This is a genomic window from Pelagibacterium lacus, assembly GCF_003345525.1.
Lineage (GTDB): Bacteria > Pseudomonadota > Alphaproteobacteria > Rhizobiales > Devosiaceae > Pelagibacterium > Pelagibacterium lacus.
This window is the reverse complement of the sequence record NZ_QQNH01000014.1, coordinates 54418-74431: the sequence shown is the minus strand read 5'-3', so window position 1 is coordinate 74431 and position 20014 is coordinate 54418. Positions and strand designations below refer to the sequence as shown.

17 protein-coding genes are annotated in these 20014 nt (G+C 65.3%); 15 read left to right on the top strand and 2 right to left on the bottom strand.

The window, feature by feature from the left end:
* Positions 1–137: 137 nt before the first annotated feature.
* The 9 genes from DVH29_RS10820 (at position 138) to DVH29_RS10780 (ending at position 9286) form a co-directional block, all read left to right on the top strand.
* Entirely contained in the window at positions 138–503 is a 366-nt protein-coding gene (locus DVH29_RS10820; protein ID WP_114646192.1) for a PRC-barrel domain-containing protein, read from the top strand.
* Between the two features lie 139 nt (positions 504–642).
* Positions 643–1914: a phosphopyruvate hydratase gene (gene eno / locus DVH29_RS10815; protein WP_114646191.1), complete on the top strand. Its 1272-nt coding sequence runs from the start codon at positions 643–645 to the stop codon at positions 1912–1914.
* A 118-nt stretch (positions 1915–2032) separates the two neighbouring features.
* On the top strand, positions 2033–2356 hold the full coding sequence (locus tag DVH29_RS10810) for an FtsB family cell division protein (RefSeq protein WP_114646190.1): 324 nt from the start codon (positions 2033–2035) through the stop codon (positions 2354–2356).
* A 200-nt stretch (positions 2357–2556) separates the two neighbouring features.
* Entirely contained in the window at positions 2557–3573 is a 1017-nt protein-coding gene (gene pdhA, locus DVH29_RS10805) for a pyruvate dehydrogenase (acetyl-transferring) E1 component subunit alpha (RefSeq protein WP_114646189.1), read from the top strand.
* A gap of 22 nt (positions 3574–3595) precedes the next feature.
* Positions 3596–5002 (top strand): pyruvate dehydrogenase complex E1 component subunit beta, encoded by a 1407-nt coding sequence (locus DVH29_RS10800; RefSeq protein WP_114646188.1) that lies wholly within the window; start codon positions 3596–3598, stop codon positions 5000–5002.
* A 12-nt stretch (positions 5003–5014) separates the two neighbouring features.
* Positions 5015–6352 (top strand): pyruvate dehydrogenase complex dihydrolipoamide acetyltransferase, encoded by a 1338-nt coding sequence (locus DVH29_RS10795; RefSeq protein ID WP_114646187.1) that lies wholly within the window; start codon positions 5015–5017, stop codon positions 6350–6352.
* A gap of 9 nt (positions 6353–6361) precedes the next feature.
* Positions 6362–7801, top strand: a complete 1440-nt coding sequence (gene lpdA / locus DVH29_RS10790; protein ID WP_114646186.1) for a dihydrolipoyl dehydrogenase — start codon at positions 6362–6364, stop codon at positions 7799–7801.
* Positions 7802–7880: 79 nt separating this feature from the next.
* Positions 7881–8840 carry a lipoyl synthase gene (gene lipA / locus DVH29_RS10785; protein WP_114646185.1) on the top strand — a complete coding sequence of 320 codons (960 nt, stop codon included), beginning with the start codon at positions 7881–7883 and terminating at the stop codon, positions 8838–8840.
* Positions 8840–9286: a type II toxin-antitoxin system RatA family toxin gene (locus DVH29_RS10780; protein WP_114646184.1), complete on the top strand. Its 447-nt coding sequence runs from the start codon at positions 8840–8842 to the stop codon at positions 9284–9286. Before lipA ends, DVH29_RS10780 begins: the two co-directional genes overlap by 1 nt.
* Here DVH29_RS10780 and DVH29_RS10775 read toward each other — a convergent pair.
* On the bottom strand, positions 9283–9768 hold the full coding sequence (locus DVH29_RS10775) for a CinA family protein (RefSeq protein ID WP_114646183.1): 486 nt from the start codon (positions 9766–9768) through the stop codon (positions 9283–9285). The genes DVH29_RS10780 and DVH29_RS10775 overlap by 4 nt on opposite strands.
* On the bottom strand, positions 9768–10961 hold the full coding sequence (locus tag DVH29_RS10770) for a bifunctional 2-C-methyl-D-erythritol 4-phosphate cytidylyltransferase/2-C-methyl-D-erythritol 2,4-cyclodiphosphate synthase (protein WP_114646182.1): 1194 nt from the start codon (positions 10959–10961) through the stop codon (positions 9768–9770). The genes DVH29_RS10775 and DVH29_RS10770 overlap by 1 nt, the downstream gene beginning before the upstream one ends.
* Positions 10962–11141: 180 nt before the next feature.
* On the opposite strand from DVH29_RS10770, the gene dusB reads away from it, so the two are divergent.
* The 6 genes from dusB (at position 11142) to trkA (ending at position 19995) form a co-directional block, all read left to right on the top strand.
* Entirely contained in the window at positions 11142–12140 is a 999-nt protein-coding gene (dusB, locus tag DVH29_RS10765) for a tRNA dihydrouridine synthase DusB (RefSeq protein ID WP_114646181.1), read from the top strand.
* An 8-nt stretch (positions 12141–12148) separates the two neighbouring features.
* Positions 12149–13240, top strand: coding sequence for a two-component system sensor histidine kinase NtrB (locus DVH29_RS10760; protein ID WP_114646196.1), 1092 nt, complete (start codon positions 12149–12151; stop codon positions 13238–13240).
* A gap of 19 nt (positions 13241–13259) precedes the next feature.
* The gene (gene ntrC / locus DVH29_RS10755; protein WP_114646180.1) at positions 13260–14711 is read left to right on the top strand and encodes a nitrogen regulation protein NR(I); all 1452 of its coding nucleotides are present in this window, start codon (positions 13260–13262) and stop codon (positions 14709–14711) included.
* Positions 14712–14883: 172 nt separating this feature from the next.
* On the top strand, positions 14884–17199 hold the full coding sequence (locus DVH29_RS10750; protein ID WP_114646179.1) for a sensor histidine kinase NtrY-like: 2316 nt from the start codon (positions 14884–14886) through the stop codon (positions 17197–17199).
* Positions 17199–18578, top strand: a complete 1380-nt coding sequence (ntrX, locus tag DVH29_RS10745; protein WP_114646178.1) for a nitrogen assimilation response regulator NtrX — start codon at positions 17199–17201, stop codon at positions 18576–18578. The genes DVH29_RS10750 and ntrX overlap by 1 nt, the downstream gene beginning before the upstream one ends.
* Positions 18579–18618: 40 nt before the next feature.
* Positions 18619–19995: a Trk system potassium transporter TrkA gene (trkA, locus tag DVH29_RS10740; protein ID WP_114646177.1), complete on the top strand. Its 1377-nt coding sequence runs from the start codon at positions 18619–18621 to the stop codon at positions 19993–19995.
* The last annotated feature ends 19 nt before the right edge of the window (positions 19996–20014 follow it).

Genomic DNA, 20014 nt, shown 5'->3' with positions numbered 1-20014 from the left:
CGCGCGACCCACTTCCTAAGCTTCTTGCAACTCGCCGCAGCAATGCTGTGGATGCGATGAATGTCGATTCAGCCTAGGAACTCTCCGCGGGCGGCATCGTTGTCACTGGCACAACAAAGACCCATGGAGGTTTGCTCATGCCCACTGCATCCGGACACACGACCGCCATTCGCGCCACCCGCGCCGTCGGCACCAATGTCTACAATCTCGACGGCGAGAAGATCGGCAAGGTCGAGGACATCATCCTCGACAAGACCGACAATTCCATCATGTTCGCCGTCGTCGGGTTCGGGGGCTTTCTCGGCATCGGCGAGAAGTTCCACCCGCTGCCCTGGGCCACGCTCGACTTCGACAAGGAGCAGGACGGCTATGTGGTGCCGTTCACCCGCGACGAACTGGAAGCGGCGCCCGCCGACACCATCACCGAGCTGACCAAGGATGACGGGCTCTATGCCCGCCAGGAAGCCTATCGCTATTACAAGATCGACCCCTATTGGAACTGATGCAATAGGCTGGAGACAGGCGGGCGGATGGCCGGGCAGTCATCCGCCCGCAATATTTTTGCGCCAGACCCTTCCTATACCGGAGTGCCTTGACTAGAACGGCGGCACCGGCATTTCCGTAACGCAAAGGGCGCTATTCATGTCTGCTATTGTTGACGTCATCGGCCGTCAGATTTTCGACAGCCGCGGCAATCCCACGGTCGAGGTGGACGTGGTCCTCGACGACGGCAGTTTTGGCCGCGCGGCGGTGCCCTCGGGCGCCTCGACCGGCGCCCATGAGGCCGTCGAGCTGCGCGATGGCGGCGAGGCCTATATGGGCAAGGGCGTCCTGACGGCGGTCGACAACGTCAACACCGAGATCGCCGCCGAGATCGAGGGCATGGACGCCCTCGACCAGATCGCCGTCGACCAGGCGATGATCGCACTCGACGGCACCCCCAACAAGGCCAAGCTGGGCGCCAATGCCATCCTCGGCGTCTCGCTGGCCGTGGCGCGCGCCGCGGCGGAATCGAGCGCGCTGCCGCTGTGGCGCTATGTCGGCGGCCCGAACGCCCGCCTGCTGCCGGTGCCAATGATGAACATCATCAATGGCGGCGAACACGCCGACAACCCCATCGACATCCAGGAATTCATGATCATGCCGGTGGGCGCGGATTCGATCGCCGACGCGGTGCGGATCGGCTCGGAAATCTTCCACACGCTGAAAAAGGGCCTGGCCGCCGAGGGCCACAACACCAATGTCGGCGACGAGGGCGGCTTTGCTCCCAACCTCTCCTCGACCGAGGCGGCGCTGGGCTTCATCATGACTTCGATCGAGAAGGCCGGCTATGCGCCGGGTGAGGACGTCTACCTGGCGCTCGACTGCGCCTCGACCGAATTTTTCAAGGATGACGTCTACAATCTCAAGGGCGAAGGCAAGACCCTGGGTTCGGACGAGATGGTGCGCTATCTCGAGGACCTCACCAACCGCTTCCCGATCATCTCGATCGAGGACGGCATGGCCGAGGACGACTGGGACGGCTGGAAGGCCCTGACCCAGGCCATCGGGGGCAGGGTGCAACTGGTGGGCGACGATCTGTTCGTCACCAATACCGAACGCCTCGTCTCGGGCATCGAGATGGGCGTGGCCAATTCGATCCTCGTCAAGGTCAACCAGATCGGCTCGCTGTCGGAGACGCTGGAAGCGGTCGAGACGGCGCACAAGGCGTCCTATACCTCGGTGATGTCGCACCGCTCGGGCGAGACGGAAGATTCGACCATCGCCGACCTCGCCGTGGCGCTCAATTGCGGGCAGATCAAGACCGGCTCGCTGGCCCGCTCGGACCGGCTGGCCAAATACAACCAGCTGATCCGCATCGAGGAATTCCTCGGAACCTCCGGCCGCTATGCCGGTCGGTCGATCCTGAAATAACCCGGATCGGGGAGGGGCGCCGCGGCGCCCCTTTTTGCTGCGCGCCGGCCCCAGGGCAACCAGTCCTTAAGCATGATGGCCTATCAAGGAGGTCTGTCCGGTATCCGTTCGAGTCGCCATGCCCACTCGCGTCAAACGTCCCTCGATCCTCGTCAAGCTGTCCATCACCGTGGGGCTGATCGCCTTTCAGGGCTATCTGGGATATCACGTGGTGACCGGCGCCTTCGGCATAGAGAGCCAGCGCGCCATGTTCGACCAGATCCAGATCCTCGAAGCCCAGCATGCGGCGCTGCAGACCGAGATCGAATCCTATGAGCACCGCATCGCCCTGCTCAATCCGCGCAAGCTCGATCCGGACCTCCTGACCGAACGGGCCCGCGCCCTGCTCGGCCTGGTGCACCCCGATGACGTGCTGGTCGCACCGGAGGCGATCGTAAACTGAAAACAAGTTTATCATCATTATGAACTGTTTTCAGGTTAACGTATATTTTTCCTGTTAAATCATGGGATTGTGCGGGAAAGGTGAGGAAAGGTCTCGCTTTTCGGCTGGTGCGCGAGCGGCTAGTGTGCATCAATGCCTCGAGCATTCCCGCGCACCTCACGGTGACGGCACAGATCCACGTTTCGACCCGGAGATGTCGCATGGCGCGTAACGCGACGGCCGCCAAGGCCAAAGCCTCTTCCAATGCCCCCCAATTCACCAAGGACCAGGAACTCCAGGCCTTCCGCGAAATGCTCCTGATCCGGCGCTTCGAGGAAAAGGCCGGCCAGATGTACGGCATGGGCCTGATCGGCGGCTTCTGCCACCTCTATATCGGCCAGGAAGCGGTGGTCACCGGCATCACCATGGCCAGCCGCAAGGGCGAGGACGCCCAGATCACCGGCTATCGCGACCACGGCCACATGCTGGTGATGGGGCTCGACCCCAAGGGCGTGATGGCCGAACTGACCGGACGCCAGGGCGGGCTCTCCAAGGGCAAGGGCGGCTCGATGCACATGTTCTCCAACGAACACCGCTTCTATGGCGGCAACGGCATCGTGGGCGCGCAGGTCTCGCTGGGCACGGGGCTGGCCTTCGCCGCCAAATATCGCGGTGAGGACACGGTCTCGCTCACCTATTTCGGCGACGGCGCGGCCAATCAGGGCCAGGTCTATGAGAGCTTCAACATGGCCAAGCTGTGGAATCTGCCCGTGGTCTATGTGATCGAGAACAACCAGTACGCCATGGGCACCTCGCTCGAACGCGCCGCGGCAACCACCGACCTCTCCCAGCGCGGGCTTTCCTTCGGCATTCCCGGCGAGCAGGTGGACGGCATGGACGTGCGCATGGTGCTCGATGCGGCCGAACGGGCCATCGCGCATGCGCGCTCGGGCAAGGGTCCCTATATTCTTGAAATGCTCACCTATCGCTATCGCGGCCATTCCATGTCCGACCCGGCCAAATACCGCTCCAAGGACGAAGTGACCACCATGCGCGCCGAGCGCGACCCCATCGAGCAGGTGCGCAAGCGCATCCTGGAAAACAAGTTTGCGACCGAGGACGAGCTCAAGGACATCGAAAAGGATATCCGCGCCATCGTGACCGAAGCGGCCGATTTCGCCACCAACGATCCCGAGCCCGACGCGTCCGAGCTCTATACCGACGTATTGATCGACTAAGCGCTGGCCAGGAGAGATTGAGATGCCAACCGATATTCTGATGCCCGCGCTCTCGCCCACCATGGAAGAGGGCAAGCTCGCCAAATGGATGGTGAAGGAAGGCGACAAGGTCGCCCCCGGCGACGTGCTCGCCGAGATCGAGACCGACAAGGCCACCATGGAAGTGGAAGCCGTCGATGAAGGGATCATCGGCAAAATCTTCGTCGCCGAAGGCACCGACAACGTGAAGGTCAATACCCCGATCGCCGCGCTGGTCGCCGAGGGCGAGGACGCCAGCGTCGTGCCCGAGCCCGAAATCGGGCCGGACGAACCCAAGGAATCGGAAAAGCCCGGCTATTCCGACGCGGTCGAGAACAAGTCGCAGCCGACCACCAAGACCATCGACGCCCCCGCCGCGCCGCAGTTCAAGCCCCAGAACGATCCCGATATCCCCTCGGACGTCGAGATGGTGACCATGACCGTGCGCGAAGCGCTGCGCGACGCCATGGCCGAGGAAATGCGCGCCGACAAGGACGTGTTCGTCATGGGCGAGGAGGTCGCCGAATACCAGGGCGCCTACAAGGTCACCCAGGGCCTGTTGCAGGAATTCGGCAAGGAGCGGGTGATCGACACCCCGATCACCGAGCACGGCTTTGCCGGGCTGGGCGTGGGCGCGGCCTTTGCGGGGCTGAAGCCGATCGTCGAGTTCATGACCTGGAATTTCGGCATGCAGGCCATCGACCAGATCATCAACTCGGCCGCCAAGCAGCTTTATATGTCGGGCGGACAGGTGTCGGCCCCTATGGTGTTCCGCGGCCCCAACGGGGCGGCGGCGCGCGTGGGCGCCCAGCACAGCCAGGATTATACCGCCTGGTACAGCCATGTGCCGGGGCTGATCGTCATCGCCCCCTATACGGCGGCGGACGCCAAGGGATTGCTGAAAGCGGCGATCCGCAGCCCCAATCCGGTGATCTTCCTCGAAAACGAAATCCTCTACGGCTCGACCGGCGAAGTGCCCAAGATGGACGATTTCGTGCTGCCGATCGGCAAGGCGCGCGTCGCCCGCGAGGGCAAGGACGTGACCCTCGTCTCGTTCTCCATGGGTATGCGCTACGCCACCCAGGCGACCGAGAAGCTGGTCGCGGCCGGGGTCGATGTGGAACTGATCGATTTGCGCACCATCCGCCCGATGGATTTCGACACTGTCCTCGAAAGCGTCAAGAAGACCGGGCGCTGCGTGACCGTGGAGGAAGGCTGGCCGCAGGGTGGTATCGGCGCGGAAATCGCCGCGCGGCTGATGGAGCACGCCTTCGATTATCTCGATGCGCCCGTCACGCGAGTGACCGGCAAGGACGTGCCGCTGCCCTATGCCGCCAATCTCGAAAAACTGGCCCTGCCGAACGTCGACGAGGTGATCGCCGCCGTCAACGCCGTCACCTACCGCAGCTAAGGAGGCCGTGCGATGCCCATCAACATCACAATGCCCGCGCTGTCGCCCACCATGGAGGAGGGGACCCTCGCCAAATGGCACGTCAGGGAGGGCGATACCGTCTCCTCCGGTGACGTGATCGCCGAGATCGAAACCGACAAGGCGACCATGGAAGTGGAAGCGGTCGAGGAAGGCACCATCGGCAAGATCCTCGTCGCCGAGGGCTCGGAAAACGTCAAGGTCAACGCGGTGATCGCCGTGCTGCTGGAAGAGGGCGAAAGCGCCGGCGATATCGGCGCGGCGGAAGCCCCCAAGGCGGAGGACAAGCCCGCTCCGGCCGAGGACAAGGCCACCGAAAGCAAGCCGGAAGCTCCCAAGGCTCCGGCGTCGAGCGCCGACGCCAAGCCGGCGCCTCAACCCGTGCCCGCACCCAGATCGGGCGGGGAGCGGGTCTTTGCGTCCCCTCTGGCGCGCCGCCTCGCCAAGGAGGCCGGCATCGACCTTGCCGCGCTTTCGGGGACGGGCCCCAAGGGCCGCATCATCAAGGCCGATATCGAAAAGGCGAGGACGGAGGGCGTGCCCTCCAAGCCGGGCGCGGCGCCCGCGGCCGGGGCGGCGCTTGCCGCCGGGCTGGGCCGCAACCAGGTGCTGGCCATGTATGAGGAGGGGACCTACGATCTGGTGCCCGCCGACGGCATGCGCAAGACCGTGGCGGCGCGGCTGACCGAATCCAAGCAGACCGTGCCTCATTTCTACCTGACGCTCGATTGCCGCATCGACGCCCTGCTCAAGGCGCGCGAGGAGATCAATGCGGCGGCGCCCAAGGACAAGGACGGAAAGCCCGCCTACAAGCTCTCGGTCAATGATTTCATCATGAAGGCCTGGGCGCTGGCGCTGCAGCGGGTGCCAGAGGCCAATGCGACCTGGGCCGGGGATGCGATCCTCTACCATCACCGCTCCGATATCGCCGTCGCCGTGGCGGTGCCGGGGGGCCTGTTCACTCCGGTGGTCAAGTCGTGCGACACCAAGAGCCTGCGCCAGATCTCCGACGAGGTGAAGGACCTGGCGACCCGGGCGCGGTCCAAGAAGCTGGCGCCGCATGAATATCAGGGCGGGGCCTCGGCAGTCTCCAATCTGGGCATGTACGGCATCAAGCATTTCGGCGCCGTCATCAATCCGCCGCACGGCACCATCCTCGCAGTTGGGGCCGGCGAGGAGCGGGTCTACGCGGAAAAGGGCGAGATCCGCACCGGCCAGTTCATGACCGTGACGCTCTCGTGCGACCACCGTTCGGTGGACGGGGCCCTGGGCGCCGAAGTGCTGGGGGCATTCAAGACGCTCGTCGAAACCCCCGTGATGATGCTGGCCTAGGAGACGGATATGGCGGATCAATACGATATCATCGTCATCGGTGCCGGTCCGGGCGGATATGTCGCCGCGATCCGCGCGGCGCAGCTCGGGCTCAAGGCGGCCATTGTCGAGCGCGAGCATATGGCGGGCATCTGCTCGAACTGGGGCTGCATCCCCACCAAGGCGCTGCTGCGCTCGGCCGAGATCTACGGCCATATGGAGCACGCCAAGGATTTTGGGCTCAAGGCCGACACATATGATTTCGACATCGCCGAGATCGTCAAGCGCTCGCGCGGCATTGCCGGGCGCATGAATGACGGCGTGCAGTTCCTGATGAAGAAGAACAAGGTCGACATCATCTGGGGCGAGGCGACCATCACCAGGCCCGGCGAGATCAAGGTCGAGGCGTCCAAGAAAAAGCCCATCGAGCCGCAGCATCCCAAGCCCAAGACCACGCTGGGCGAGGGGACCTACACGGCCAAGAACATCATCGTCGCCACGGGCGCGCGGCCGCGCGTGCTGCCGGGCATCGAGCCGGACGGCGAGACGATCTGGACCTATTTCGAGGCGCTGAAACCGGCGAAAATGCCCAAATCGGTGGCCGTGATGGGCTCGGGGGCGATCGGGATCGAATTCGCCTCCTTCTATCGCTCGCTGGGCGCCGAGGTGACGGTGATCGAACTGCTGCCGCAGATCATGCCGGTCGAGGACGCGGAGATCGCCGGGCTGGCGCGCAAGCGCTTCGAAAAGCGCGGCATCGCCATCCTGACCGACGCCAAGGTCGCCAAGGTCGACAAGGGCAAGGACGGCATCACCGCCCATGTGGAGCTCAAGGGCGGGGAGAAGAAGCAGATCAAGGCCGAGGTGCTGATCTCGGCGGTGGGCGTGCAGGCCAATTCTGAACATCTCGGGCTGGAAAAGGCCGGGGTGAAGATCGACCGGGGCGTGATCGTCGTCGACGGGCACGGGCGGACCAATGTGGCCGGCATCTGGGCCATCGGCGACGTGGCCGGCCCCCCGATGCTGGCGCACAAGGCCGAGCACGAGGCGGTGATCGCCGTCGAGACCATCGCCGGCAAGACCGTGCACGGGCTGGACAAGTCCAAGATCCCCGGCTGCACCTATTGCGAGCCGCAGGTGGCGAGCGTCGGGCTGACCGAAGCGAAAGCCAAGGAGATGGGCCGCGACATCCGCGTGGGACGCTTCCCCTTTGTCGGCAATGGCAAGGCCATCGCGCTGGGCGAACCGGACGGGCTGGTGAAGACCATCTTCGACAAAAAGACCGGCGAATTGCTCGGCGCCCATATGGTGGGGGCGGAGGTGACCGAACTGATCCAGGGCTTCGTCATCGCCATGAACCTCGAAACCACCGAGGAAGAGCTGATGCACACCATCTTCCCGCATCCGACCCTGTCGGAGACGATGAAGGAAAGCGTGCTCGACGCCTATGGACAGGCGATCAACATCTGAGCGGGGGGCCTGCGACACAGGTCTACTGGAACCGCGGCGCCAACCGCGTTAAACAGGCTCAGATCATTATGAGGCAGAGATGGTAACGCTTCTCGATACGCAATCGCGCCAGACGGCGCGGCACCCGGAAAAGGCTCGGCGGCCGGACACGGAAATGCTGCGCAAGCCCGACTGGATTCGCGTCAAGGCTCCGGGATCGGAGGTCTATCGCGAAACGCGCGAGATCGTGCGCACCCATGGGCTGGTGACGGTCTGCGAGGAAGCGGGCTGCCCCAATATCGGCGAGTGCTGGTCGAAAAAGCACGCGACCATGATGATCATGGGCGAAATCTGCACCCGCGCCTGCGCCTTCTGCAATGTGCGGACCGGGCTCCCCACGGCGCTGGACCCAAACGAGCCCGAGAACGTCGCGCTGGCGGTGCAAAAGCTCGGGCTGGAACATGTGGTGATCACCTCGGTCGACCGCGACGACCTGCCGGACGGCGGCGCGCAGCACTTCGCCGACGTGATCCGCGCCATCCGGGCGCTCAACCCCAGGACCACCATCGAAATCCTGACGCCGGACTTCCTGCGCAAGGAAGGGGCTCTGGAGATCGTCGTGGCGGCCAAGCCGGACGTCTTCAACCACAATCTCGAAACGGTGCCCTCGAACTATCTGACGGTGCGGCCGGGGGCGCGGTATTTCCACTCGATCCGCCTGTTGCAGCGGGTCAAGGAACTCGATCCGCAGATGTTCACCAAGTCGGGCATCATGGTGGGACTGGGCGAGGAACGCAACGAAGTGCTCCAGCTCATGGACGATCTGCGCGTGGCCGATGTGGATTTCCTCACCATCGGGCAATATCTGCAGCCGACCCGCAAGCACCACAAGGTGGAGCGGTATGTGACGCCCGAGGAGTTCAAGTCCTACGCGACCATCGCGCGGACCAAGGGTTTCCTGCTGGTCTCGTCGAGCCCGCTGACCCGCTCGTCGCACCATGCGGGCGAGGACTTCGCAAAGCTGCGCGCCGCACGGAAGGCGAGGCTCGGACAGGCCTGATGAAGAAGCATTTCGAACGCCACGTGCCGCACAGCGCGGACGAAATGCTTGCGCTGGTGGCCGATGTGGAGACCTATCCCGACTTCATCCCCCATTGCGAGCGCATGGATGTGCGGCGCAGTCCCTCGGCGCCGCAAACCCGGTTCGACGCGCGCATGCATATCCGGTTCGGGCCGATCAACCAGGCCTATACCAGCCGTATCGCCGTCGATCGCGCGGCGCGCACCCTGCACGCCAAGGCGCTGGACGGCCCCTTCGCCCATCTCGACAGCCTGTGGCGCTTCGTCGAGGACGGGGCAGGGACCCGCATCATCTTCGACATCGATTTCCGCATCGCCAATCCGCTGATCCGCTCGGTCGCCGAACCGGCCTTCGCCGCCAAGCAGGAGGAGATCATGGACGCCTTCGTGGTCGAGGCGAAACGCCGCTACAGCAGCGCCGCTTAATAGGCCGCGAGGATCATCTCCAGCGCCGTGCGCACGGTCATCTGGCGCACCATGTCGCGGCCCGCATCGCCGAATTCCTCGCGCCGATGCAGCGTCTGTTCCCTCGTGACGAGGCCAAAATGGACCAGCCCCACCGGCTTGGCCGCCGATCCGCCGCCCGGCCCGGCAATGCCGGTGACCGAGATGGCCAGATCGACCCCGGCCTTGGCCAGCGCCCCCTCGGCCATGGCGCGGGCGACCTGTTCGGACACCGCGCCATGCTCCTCGATCAGCGCGGCGGGGACGCCGATCATCTCGATCTTGGCGCGATTGTCATAGGTGACAAAGCCGCCGAACAGCATGCGCGAGGAGCCCGACACCGAGGTGAGCGCGCCGGCGATGAGGCCGCCCGTGCAGCTTTCGGCGGTGACCATCACGTGGCCGGCGAGGATCAGCCGTTCATTGACCTTGCGGGCCAGAGTGAGGGTGTCGCTGTCGAGCATCAGTCGGCGCCTCGCGGCAGTTCTATGGTGGCGGCAGTCTGGCAGGCAATGCCTTCCTCGCGGCCGGTGAAGCCCAGGCGCTCGGAGGTGGTCGCCTTGACGGCGACCCGGTGCCCGGCGATGCCGGCTATCTCGGCGATGCGGGCCCGCATGGCCTCCACATGCGGACCGATGCGGGGGCGCTCGCAGATGAGGGTGACGTCGAGATGGACGATCCGGCCGCCCGCCGCGCGCACGCGCCCGGCGGCGTGTTCGAGAAAGATCGCCGAATCGGCGTCCTTCCACTCCATCTCGCTGGGCGGGAAATGCTTGCCGATATCGCCGTCGGCCAAGGCGCCGTAAAGCGCGTCGGCCAGGGCGTGCAGCACCACATCGGCATCCGAATGGCCCTTGAGCCGGGCGGTGTGCGGAATGGCGATATTGCCCAGGATCACGGCATCGCCGGGGCCGAAAGCGTGAACGTCATAGCCGATGCCGACGCGGGTCTCCATGCGATTGTCTCCAGCCAGAATGCGCTCGGCGCGCGAAAAATCCTCGGGGAGGGTCACCTTGATGTTGTTGGGATCGCCATTGGCCAGCGCCACCGAGAGCCCGGCCCATTCGGCGATGGCCGCATCGTCGGTAAAGCCGTCGCCGAATTCGATGGCGCGCTCATGGGCGGCAAGGATGGTGCGGTAGCGAAAGCCCTGCGGGGTCTGGGCAGCGAAGAGCTGGGTGCGATCCTCGGTGCCCCCCACCGTCTTGCCGTCGAGCGAGCGCTTGATGGTGTCGGTGACGATGGTGACGGGCAGGGCGCCATCGGCGTCCCCGATGGCCGCGATGACGGCGGAAATCACCTCAGGGCTGATGAAGGGCCGGGCGCCGTCATGGATCAGGACGATATCGGGCGCGAAATCGGCGAGGGCGCGCAATCCGGCCAGAACCGAGACCTGCCGCGTCGGGCCGCCGGCGACCGGTGCGGCGATGCGGGGATCGGAGATGCCCATGCGGTCGTAATCGGCCTGCTGGCCGGGCCCGATGACGGGAACGATTCGATCGATCATGCCTGCCGATGAGAGGGCGGACAGCGTCCGCGCCAGCAGCGGCGTTCCGGCGATGGGGCGATATTGCTTGGGCAGGCCATCGGAGCCGCCGGCGCGTTCGCCCCGCCCGGCAGCCACGACGACCGCGGCAATTTTCAGTCCGTCATGCATGCAGAAAACCCGATTTCGCCGAACGCCACGGCTCCGACATAGCCGTCGCGCGGCTGCGAAACAAGGTGGGGCGTGACGGCGCTTTCGCACCCCGATGCCAATTGAAGCATTGCCAGCGGGCCGGATTTGATTAATCTATCACCAGCCCGCGCGCTTTTGAGTGATTTTAAGGCACACAATTTGTCCCTACCTGCCTCCCGAATATCCATCGGCCAGCATGTCCTGCCCAATCGCGCCTTTCTGGCGCCCATGGCCGGCATCACCGACCAGCCTATGCGCGACCTCGCCGCACGGTTCGGGGCCGGCATGGTGGTGTCGGAAATGATCGCCAGCGCGGCGCTGGTGTGTGGCCAGCAGGAGATGGTGCGCAAGCTCGCGCCGAGCAAGGGATTGCCCCATATCGTGCAACTGGCCGGATGTGAAGCCGAATGGCTGGTGCGCGGCGCGGAGCTGGCGCGCGACGCCGGGGCCGATATCATCGACCTCAATTTTGGCTGTCCCTCCAAGCGGGTAACCAATGGCTATGCGGGATCGGCGCTGATGCGGGTGCCCGACATCGCCCTGCGCCTGGTGGAAGCCGTGGTGGCGGCGACCGACCTGCCGGTGACGGTCAAGATGCGGCTGGGCTGGGCCGACGACAGCCTCAACGCGGCGGAAATTGCCCGGTCCGCCGAGGGGGCGGGGGTCCGGATGATCACGGTGCACGGACGGACGCGGCAGCAATTCTACAAGGGAACGGCGCGCTGGGAACTGGTGCGGCCGGTGGTCGAGGCGGTCTCGATTCCGGTGGTGGTCAATGGCGACATCGTCGATGCCGGGACGGCGGCGACGGCGCTGGAGCTTTCGGGCGCACAGGCGGTGATGATCGGGCGCGGCGCGCAGGGCCAGCCCTGGATCGTCGGGCAGATCGCCGCCGCGCTGGACGGGGAACGGCCCCGTGAGACGCCGCACGGAAAATATTTTTTCGATATCATCACAACCCATTACGACGATATGCTCACCCAATATGGGACGGAGCTCGGCGTGCGGGTGGCGCGCAAGCATCTAGGCTGGTATCTCGATGCGGCGGGCCTGGGCGAACATTCAGAGCGCCGCCGTCTCATGACCGCGGAGACGCCCGAGGAGGTGCACGGGCTGCTGCCCGAGCTGGTGTCCGTCGATTGGAGCACCGCCGCGTGAGCGTGCTGATGGAGACCGACCTGCATCTTTCGGTGCTGCAATCGCTGCCGCAACCGGTGCTGGTGTGCGGCCGGAACAATGCCATCGTCTTTGCCAATTATGCCGCCGAAACGTTCTTTTATGCCTCCTCGAACCTGCTGACCCGGCAGGCGCTGCCCGATATCATCGTGTTCGGCTCACCCATACTGAGTCTCGTCGAGCGGGTGGTGGAGCGCAATGCCTCGATGATCGAATACCGGGTGACGGTGGGCAGCTCGCGCAGCAATGAGGAGCGCGTCGCCGACGTCCATGCCAGCCCGATCCCGGAAATGCCCGGCCATGTGACCCTGATCTTCCAGGAGCGCACCATGACCGAAAAGATCGACCGCCAGTTGGTGTCGCGCGGGGCGGCGCGCTCGGTAACCGGGCTGGCCGCCATGCTGGCCCATGAGATCAAGAACCCGCTTTCGGGCATTCGCGGTGCGGCGCAATTGCTCGAACAGGCCTCGACCGGCGACGACCGGGCGCTGGCGCGACTGATCCGCGACGAGACCGACCGCATCGTCGACCTGGTGGACCGCATGGAAGTGTTCGGCGACGAGCGCCCCGTCGACCGCGTGCCGATCAACATCCATGTGGTGCTCGAGCGGGTGAAGATGCTGGCCGCCAACGGGGTGGCGCGCGAGGTGGCCTTTTCGGAGGACTACGACCCAAGCCTGCCGCCGGTGCTGGGGGACCGCAACCAGCTCATCCAGGTCTTCCTCAATCTGATCAAGAATGCGGCGGAAGCCGTTGAACCAACGACACGACCCGAGATCCGCATCATGACGGCGTTCCGGCCGGGCATGCGCATCAGCGTGGCCGGGGTGGCGCAGCGCATCTCCCTGCCGCTCGAGATCGTCATCGAGGACAACGGACCCGGCGTGCCCGCCGAGTTGATGCCGTTCCTGTTCGATCCCTTCGTCACCACCAAGCTCAGCGGCTCGGGGTTGGGGCTGGCGCTGGTCGCCAAGATCGTCGGCGACCATGGCGGGGTGATCGATTGCGAGAGCCGCCCCGGCCGCACGCGCTTCAAAGTTCTCCTGCCGGTGGCCGAGGGCCGCGACGCGGCAGGCCATTAGACCCGGAAAGTAGGTTCCCATGCCCGGACAAACGGTTCTCCTCGCCGATGACGATGCCGCCATTCGCATGGTGCTCAACCAGGCGCTGTCGCGCGCCGGCTACGAGGTGCGGCCCACGGGCAACATCTCGACCATGTGGAACTGGGTGTCGCGCGGGGAGGGGGACCTGCTGATCACCGACGTCTCCATGCCCGACGGCAATGCCTTCGACGTGATGCCCAAGATCAAGAAGATGCGGCCCGAACTGCCCGTTGTGGTGATGAGCGCGCAGAACACCTTCATGACCGCCATCCGCGCTTCCGAGCTGGGGGCGTATGAATACCTGCCCAAGCCCTTCGACATCACCGAGGTGCTGGCCGTGGTCGGGCGGGCCCTGGCCGAGATCCGGCGCCCGGCCGCCGCCGAGCGCAAGGGGGACGAGCAGGGCGAGAACATGCCGCTGATCGGCCGCTCGGCCGCCATGCAGGACATCTATCGCGCGCTGGCCCGGCTGATGCAGACCGACCTCACGGTGATGGTCACCGGCGAGAGCGGCACCGGCAAGGAGCTGGTGGCCAAGGCCCTGCATACCTTCGGCCGGCGCAAGAACGGCCCTTTCGTCGCCATCAACATGGCCGCCATTCCGCGCGACCTCATCGAGGCGGAGCTGTTCGGGCATGAAAGGGGCGCCTTCACCGGGGCGACGGCGCGCTCCTCGGGCCGGTTCGAGCAGGCCGAAGGCGGCACGCTGTTTCTCGACGAGATCGGCGACATGCCCATGGACGCCCAGACGCGCCTGCTGCGCGTGCTCCAGGAAGGCGAATACACCATGGTGGGCGGGCGCACCGCCATCAAGAGCGATGTGCGCATCGTCGCCGCCACCCATCGCGACCTGGGCCAGCTGATCCGCCAGGGGCTGTTCCGCGAGGACCTCTACTACCGGCTCAACGTGGTCCCCATCCGCCTGCCGCCGCTGCGCGAGCGCATCGATGACGTGCCGGACCTCGCGGCGAGCTTCCTCAAATCCGGCCTGCACAAGGGCGAGGCGCCAAAAGTGCTGTCGCCCGAGGCGCTGCGCCTCATGCAGCAATATTCCTGGCCGGGCAATGTGCGCGAGCTGGAAAACCTCGTGCGGCGGCTCGCGGCGCTCTATGCCGACGAGGTGATTTCGCCCGAAATCGTCCAGAACGAACTCGACCTCTCCGAGCGCCCCGATTTTTCCGCCCGGTCCGGGCCAGCCGACATCACCACGGCCATCGAGAGCGAGCTGGCGCATCTGTTCCGCGAATACGAACCCAATCTGCCCCCGGCCGGGGTCTATCAGAGGGTGATCGACAAGGTGGAGGTGCCGCTGATCTCGACGGTGCTCAACCTGTGCAGCGGCAACCAGATCAAGGCGGCGGAGCTTTTGGGACTCAACCGCAACACCCTGCGCAAGAAGATCCGCACCCATGGCATCGAGATCGTCAAGCAATCGCGGCAGGTGGGATGAGGGGCCTTGCGGTCCGGCAAAGCCGCTACGCAGCGACCACTGTCACATTTTGGCAACAATGATCTTGAACCAAGGGGCGAGTTAGGCCAGACTCAGGCAATGACCATGAACCCTGAGCGTCCGCTGCTTCCGAGTGACGGGGGCGGCCCCACACAAGCGACAGGCACCATGCATGGCGGTTAGCGACAGCAGCGGCCCCATTCCCAAGAGCTCGCCCCAGGCCCGGCCGCTGTTCCAGACCAACAGGCTGCTGCGCCAGGTGGGGTTCGTTGTCGTGCTCGCCTCGGTGGTGGTGGCGACGGGGTCGTTCCTCATCCTGAGCGGGGCCACCAATATCGAGCCGGGGCCGGGGGTCTGGACCTGGATCTGGATCGCCAATGCGGTGCTGATTCTCCTGGTCATCGCGCTGGTGCTGACCGAGATCGTCGTGCTGGTGCGGGCCCGCATCCGGCGAGAGGCGGGCGCGGGGCTGCAGGTGCGCATCGTCGCCATGTTCGCCATCGTCGCCGCCGGCCCGGCCTTCATCGTCGCGGTGATCGCCACCCTCTCGCTCAATCAGGGGCTCGACCAGTGGTTCTCGGAGCGCACCCGCGCCATGGTGGAGAGCTCACGGCTGGTGGCCCGCTCCTATATGCTCGAACACGCTCAGGTGCTGCGCGACGACATCATCTGGGTCGCCGAGGAGCTGGAGAGCTCGCGCGAGACCTATGCCACCGATACGCAGCGCTTCCAGCGTATCCTGACGGCCCTGGCCACTACACGGTCGCTGCCCATGACCTCGCTGGTCAACCGGGCCGGCGAAACCATCATGCGCGCCCAGATCAACGTGCCCGGCGCCCTGCCGCGCGTGCCCGATGCGGTGTTGGCGGCCGCAGGCGAGGGCATGCCGACCATGATCGCGCCGGGCTCGGGCAATTCCCTGATCGGCTCGGTGGTCAAGCTGCGCGGCTATACTGATCTCTATCTGTTCGTCGCCCGCCCGGTCGATCCCGAAGTGCTCGAATATGTGCGGCTGACCGACAGCAACGTCACCGAATACCGGCTCTATGATTCCAATCGGCTGGTGTTCCAGATCACCTCGACGCTGATGTATGTAGGCGTGGCCTTCGTGTTCCTGCTCGCGGCCCTGTGGATCGGCATCGCGCTGGCCAATGGCCTGATCGACCCGATCCGCAACCTGATGGTGGCGTCGAACCGGGTATCGGACGGCCATCTCGACGTGCAGCTCCCCGTGCCACATCGTGGTGGTGACATGCATGATTTGGCCATTCAATTCAATAAGATGACGGCACAACTTCGCACTCAGCGCGAAGCGTTGATCGCCGCCAGCCGCACCAATGACCAGCGCCGCCAGTTCACCGAAGCCGTGGTGGAGGGGGTGTCGGCCGGCATTATCGGGCTCGACGCCTTCGGGCGCATCACCCTCGTCAATTCGCGGGCCTGCGCGGCGCTGGGCCAGGGCGAGATCGAACTGATGAACCGCGAACTGGCCGAAGTGGTCCCCGAATTGTCCCCCACCGTGGAGCGCGCCCAGTCGGCGCGGCGGGGCAGGGTGCAGGATCAGGTGCAACTGGCTTCGGGCTTCGACCGGCGAACCTATCAGGTGCGGCTCACCCGCGAGGGCACCATCACCGAATCCAAGGGGTTCGTCGTGACGCTGGACGACATCACCGAACTGGTGGCCGCCCAGCGCAACAGCGCCTGGGCCGACGTGGCGCGGCGCATCGCCCATGAGATCAAGAACCCCTTGACCCCGATCCAGCTTTCGGCCGAGCGCCTGCGCCGCCGCTATGCCAACAAGTTGGTGGACGATTTCGACGTGTTCGACAAATGCATTTCGACCATTGTGCGCCAGGTGGGCGATATCGGGCGCATGGTGGACGAATTTTCCTCCTTTGCCCGCATGCCCTCGGCCAGCATCGTGCGCTCGGACCTCTCCGACACGGTGCGGCAATCGGTGTTCCTCGAAAGCGTGCGCCAGCCCGAGATCGACATCCGCGCCGACCTGCCCGAGGAAACGGTGCATGCCTATTTCGACGCGCGGCTGGTCTCCCAGGCGCTCACCAACCTCATCAAGAACGCCGTCGAGGCGTTCGAATCGGTGGGGCTGGACCAGATCGCCGACCCCCATATCTGCGTTTCGGTGAGCGTGGAGGGCGACGAGGCGGTGATCGCGGTAAGCGACAACGGCAAGGGCTGGCCGGCGGAAAACCGGCACCAATTGCTCGAACCTTATATGACGACCCGCGAGAAGGGTACGGGGCTGGGCCTCGCGATCGTCGCCAAGATCATCGAGCAGCATGGCGGCCGCGTCGACCTGCCCGATGCCAAGCCCGACGCCCATGGACGGGTGGGGGCGTGCTTCGCCTTCACACTTCCGTTGCATGAGGGTGGAAAACAGCCTACCGATCCCGGCTCCGAAGCGGGGCCGGATCAAGAGAACAGCCAACAGGAGACATCGCGGGCATCCGCGATGGCAATAAAGTAATGGCCCGTGACATTCTGATCGTCGACGACGAAGAAGACATCCGCGACCTCATAGCGGGAATTCTCGAGGACGAGGGCTATGAGCCCCGCCAGGCCAGCGACGCCGATTCCGCGCTCGAAGCCATAGCGCGCCGGCGGCCCAACCTGGTGTTCCTCGATATCTGGATGCAGGGCTCGCGCCTCGACGGCCTGCAATTGCTCGACCTGTTGCAGGCCGACCATCCCGACCTGCCCGTGGTGATGATCTCCGGGCACGGCAATGTGGAAACCGCCGTCTCGGCCATTCGCCGCGGCGCCTATGACTATATCGAAAAGCCGTTCAAGATCGACCGGCTGCTGCTGATCACCCAGCGCGCCATCGAGGCGAGCAAGCTGCGCACCGAGGTCGCCGACCTCAAGGAGCGCACCGGGGGCGACGATTCCGATATCGTGGGCGTTTCCGGCGCCATTTCCCAGGTGCGCTCGCTGATCGAGAAATCGGCCGGCACCCGCTCGCGGGTGTTCATTTCCGGCGGGGCGGGGACCGGCAAGGGGCTGTGCGCCCGTCTCCTTCATCTCAAGAGCCCGCGCAATGCGGGGCCCTTCATCGAAATCAACGCCTCGCTCTACGCCCCCGACGAAATCCCACTGGTCCTCTTCGGGCGAGAAGTGCGCGACAAGGGCGGGCTGCGGGTCGAGGTGGGCGCGCTCGAACGCGCCCATGGCGGGACGCTCTATCTCTCCGAGGTCGGCTCGCTCCCCATGGATGCCCAGACGGCGCTGCTGCGCACCCTGGTCGAGAACAAGTTCACCCGCGTCGACGGCCATGGGCCGGTGCCCATCGACGTGCGGATCATCTCCTCGAGCTCGCAGAACATCACCGCCATGATGGAGGAGGGGCGGTTCCGCACCGATCTCTTCCACCGGCTGTCGGTGGTGCCGCTGCAACTCTCGCCGCTGCGCGAGCGCCGGGAGGACATTCCGGCCCTGGTGACGCTGTTCGTCGCGCAATTGTCGCGCATGCACAATCTGCCGCGCTTCATGTTCGGCGAGGACGCCATCGCGGTGCTGCAGGGCCAGGACTGGCCGGGCAATGCCCGGCAGCTGCGCAACGCCATCGAGCGTCTGCTGATCCTCGTGCGCGATCAGCAGCCGCCCGACGGCATCATCACCGCCAACATGCTGCCCTCCGATATCAGCGAGGTGCTGCCCACCATCGGCGACACCGATTCGTCGGCGCATCTGATGAGCCTGCCGCTGCGCGACGCGCGCGAGGTGTTCGAGCGGCAATATCTGATCGCCCAGATCGAGCGCTTCGGGGGCAATATCTCCAAGACCGCCGAATTCGTCGGCATGGAGCGCAGCGCCCTGCACCGGAAGATCAAGTCGCTCGGGGTGTGAGCTTCCGGCCGGGCGGCGGCGCGGGACGAGGAACTAGGCCATGCGAGTGATCATTTGCGGCGCCGGACAGGTCGGATACGGGATCGCCGAGGCCCTTTCCGCCGAGGGCAACGACGTCACGGTGATCGACAACAATCCGGTCTTCGTGCAGCGCGTGCGCGATACGCTCGACGCGAGGGGACTGCACGGGCACGGCTCGCACCCCGACGTGCTGGCCCAGGCCGGCGCCCGGGACGCGGACATGCTGATCGCGGTGACCCAGGTCGACGAGGTCAACATGACCGCCTGCCAGATCGCCCATGCGATCTTCGAGGTGCCGACCCGCATCGCCCGCATCCGCTCCCAGAGCTATCTCGATCCCGAATGGAGCAATCTGTTTTCCCGCGAGCACCTGCCCATCGACGTGATCATCTCGCCCGAACGCGAGGTGGCCGAGCTGATCCTGCACCGCATGGCCTATCCCGGCGCCAATGAAATCATCACTTTCGAGGACGAGGCCGTGGTGGTGATCGAAGTGGACATCACCGAGGATTGCGCGGTGATCGACACGCCGCTGCGGCACCTCACCGACCTCTTCCCCAATCTCAACGCCACCGTGATGGGGGTGCGCCGCGATGGGGAGATGCGGGTTCTCCATTCCCACGAACAGATGATCGCCGGCGACCAGGCCATCGTCGCGGCGGCGCGCGACCAGGTGAGCCGGGTGCTCGGCCTGTTCGGGCAGGACGAGGCGCCGCCGCGCCGGGTGGTCATCGCCGGGGCCGGCCATGTGGGGCGCCACGTGGCGCGGCGCATCGAGGAAACCGACGCCTCGATCTCGGTGCGCATCATCGAGAACAACCGCGACACCGCCCAGCAGGCCGCCGAAGCGCTCAGCCATTCGATCGTGGTGTTCGGCGACGCGCTGGCCTCCGACATCATGCGCGAGGTCGACGTGCGGGACGCCCATATGTTCCTCGGGCTGACCAATGACGACAAGACCAATATCCTCTCGGCGGTGATCGCCAGCGAGATGGGGTGCCGGGCCAATATCGCGCTGGTCAACCAGAGCCGGCATCCGGGCATCGCCGAGCGGCTGGGGGTCGACGCCTTCATCAATCCGCGCGCCGTCACCGTCTCGAAAATCCTCCGCCATGTGCGGCGAGGGCGCATTCGCGGCGTGTTCACCCTGGCCGATGGCGCGGCGGAAATCCTCGAAGCCGAGGCGCTGGAGACCTCGACCCTGGTAGGCCGGCCGCTGCGCGAATTCAAGCTGCCCTCCGGCATCCGCATCGGGGCGCTGGTGCGCGGCAACAAGGCGATCTCGCCCACCGGCGACACCATCGTGCGGGCCGGGGACCGGGTGATCGTCTTCGCGCTGGCGGCCAGCCTGCGCCAGGTCGAGCAGATGTTCCGCGTCAGCATCGACTTTTTTTAGAGCCGAGCCGGGGAGGGAG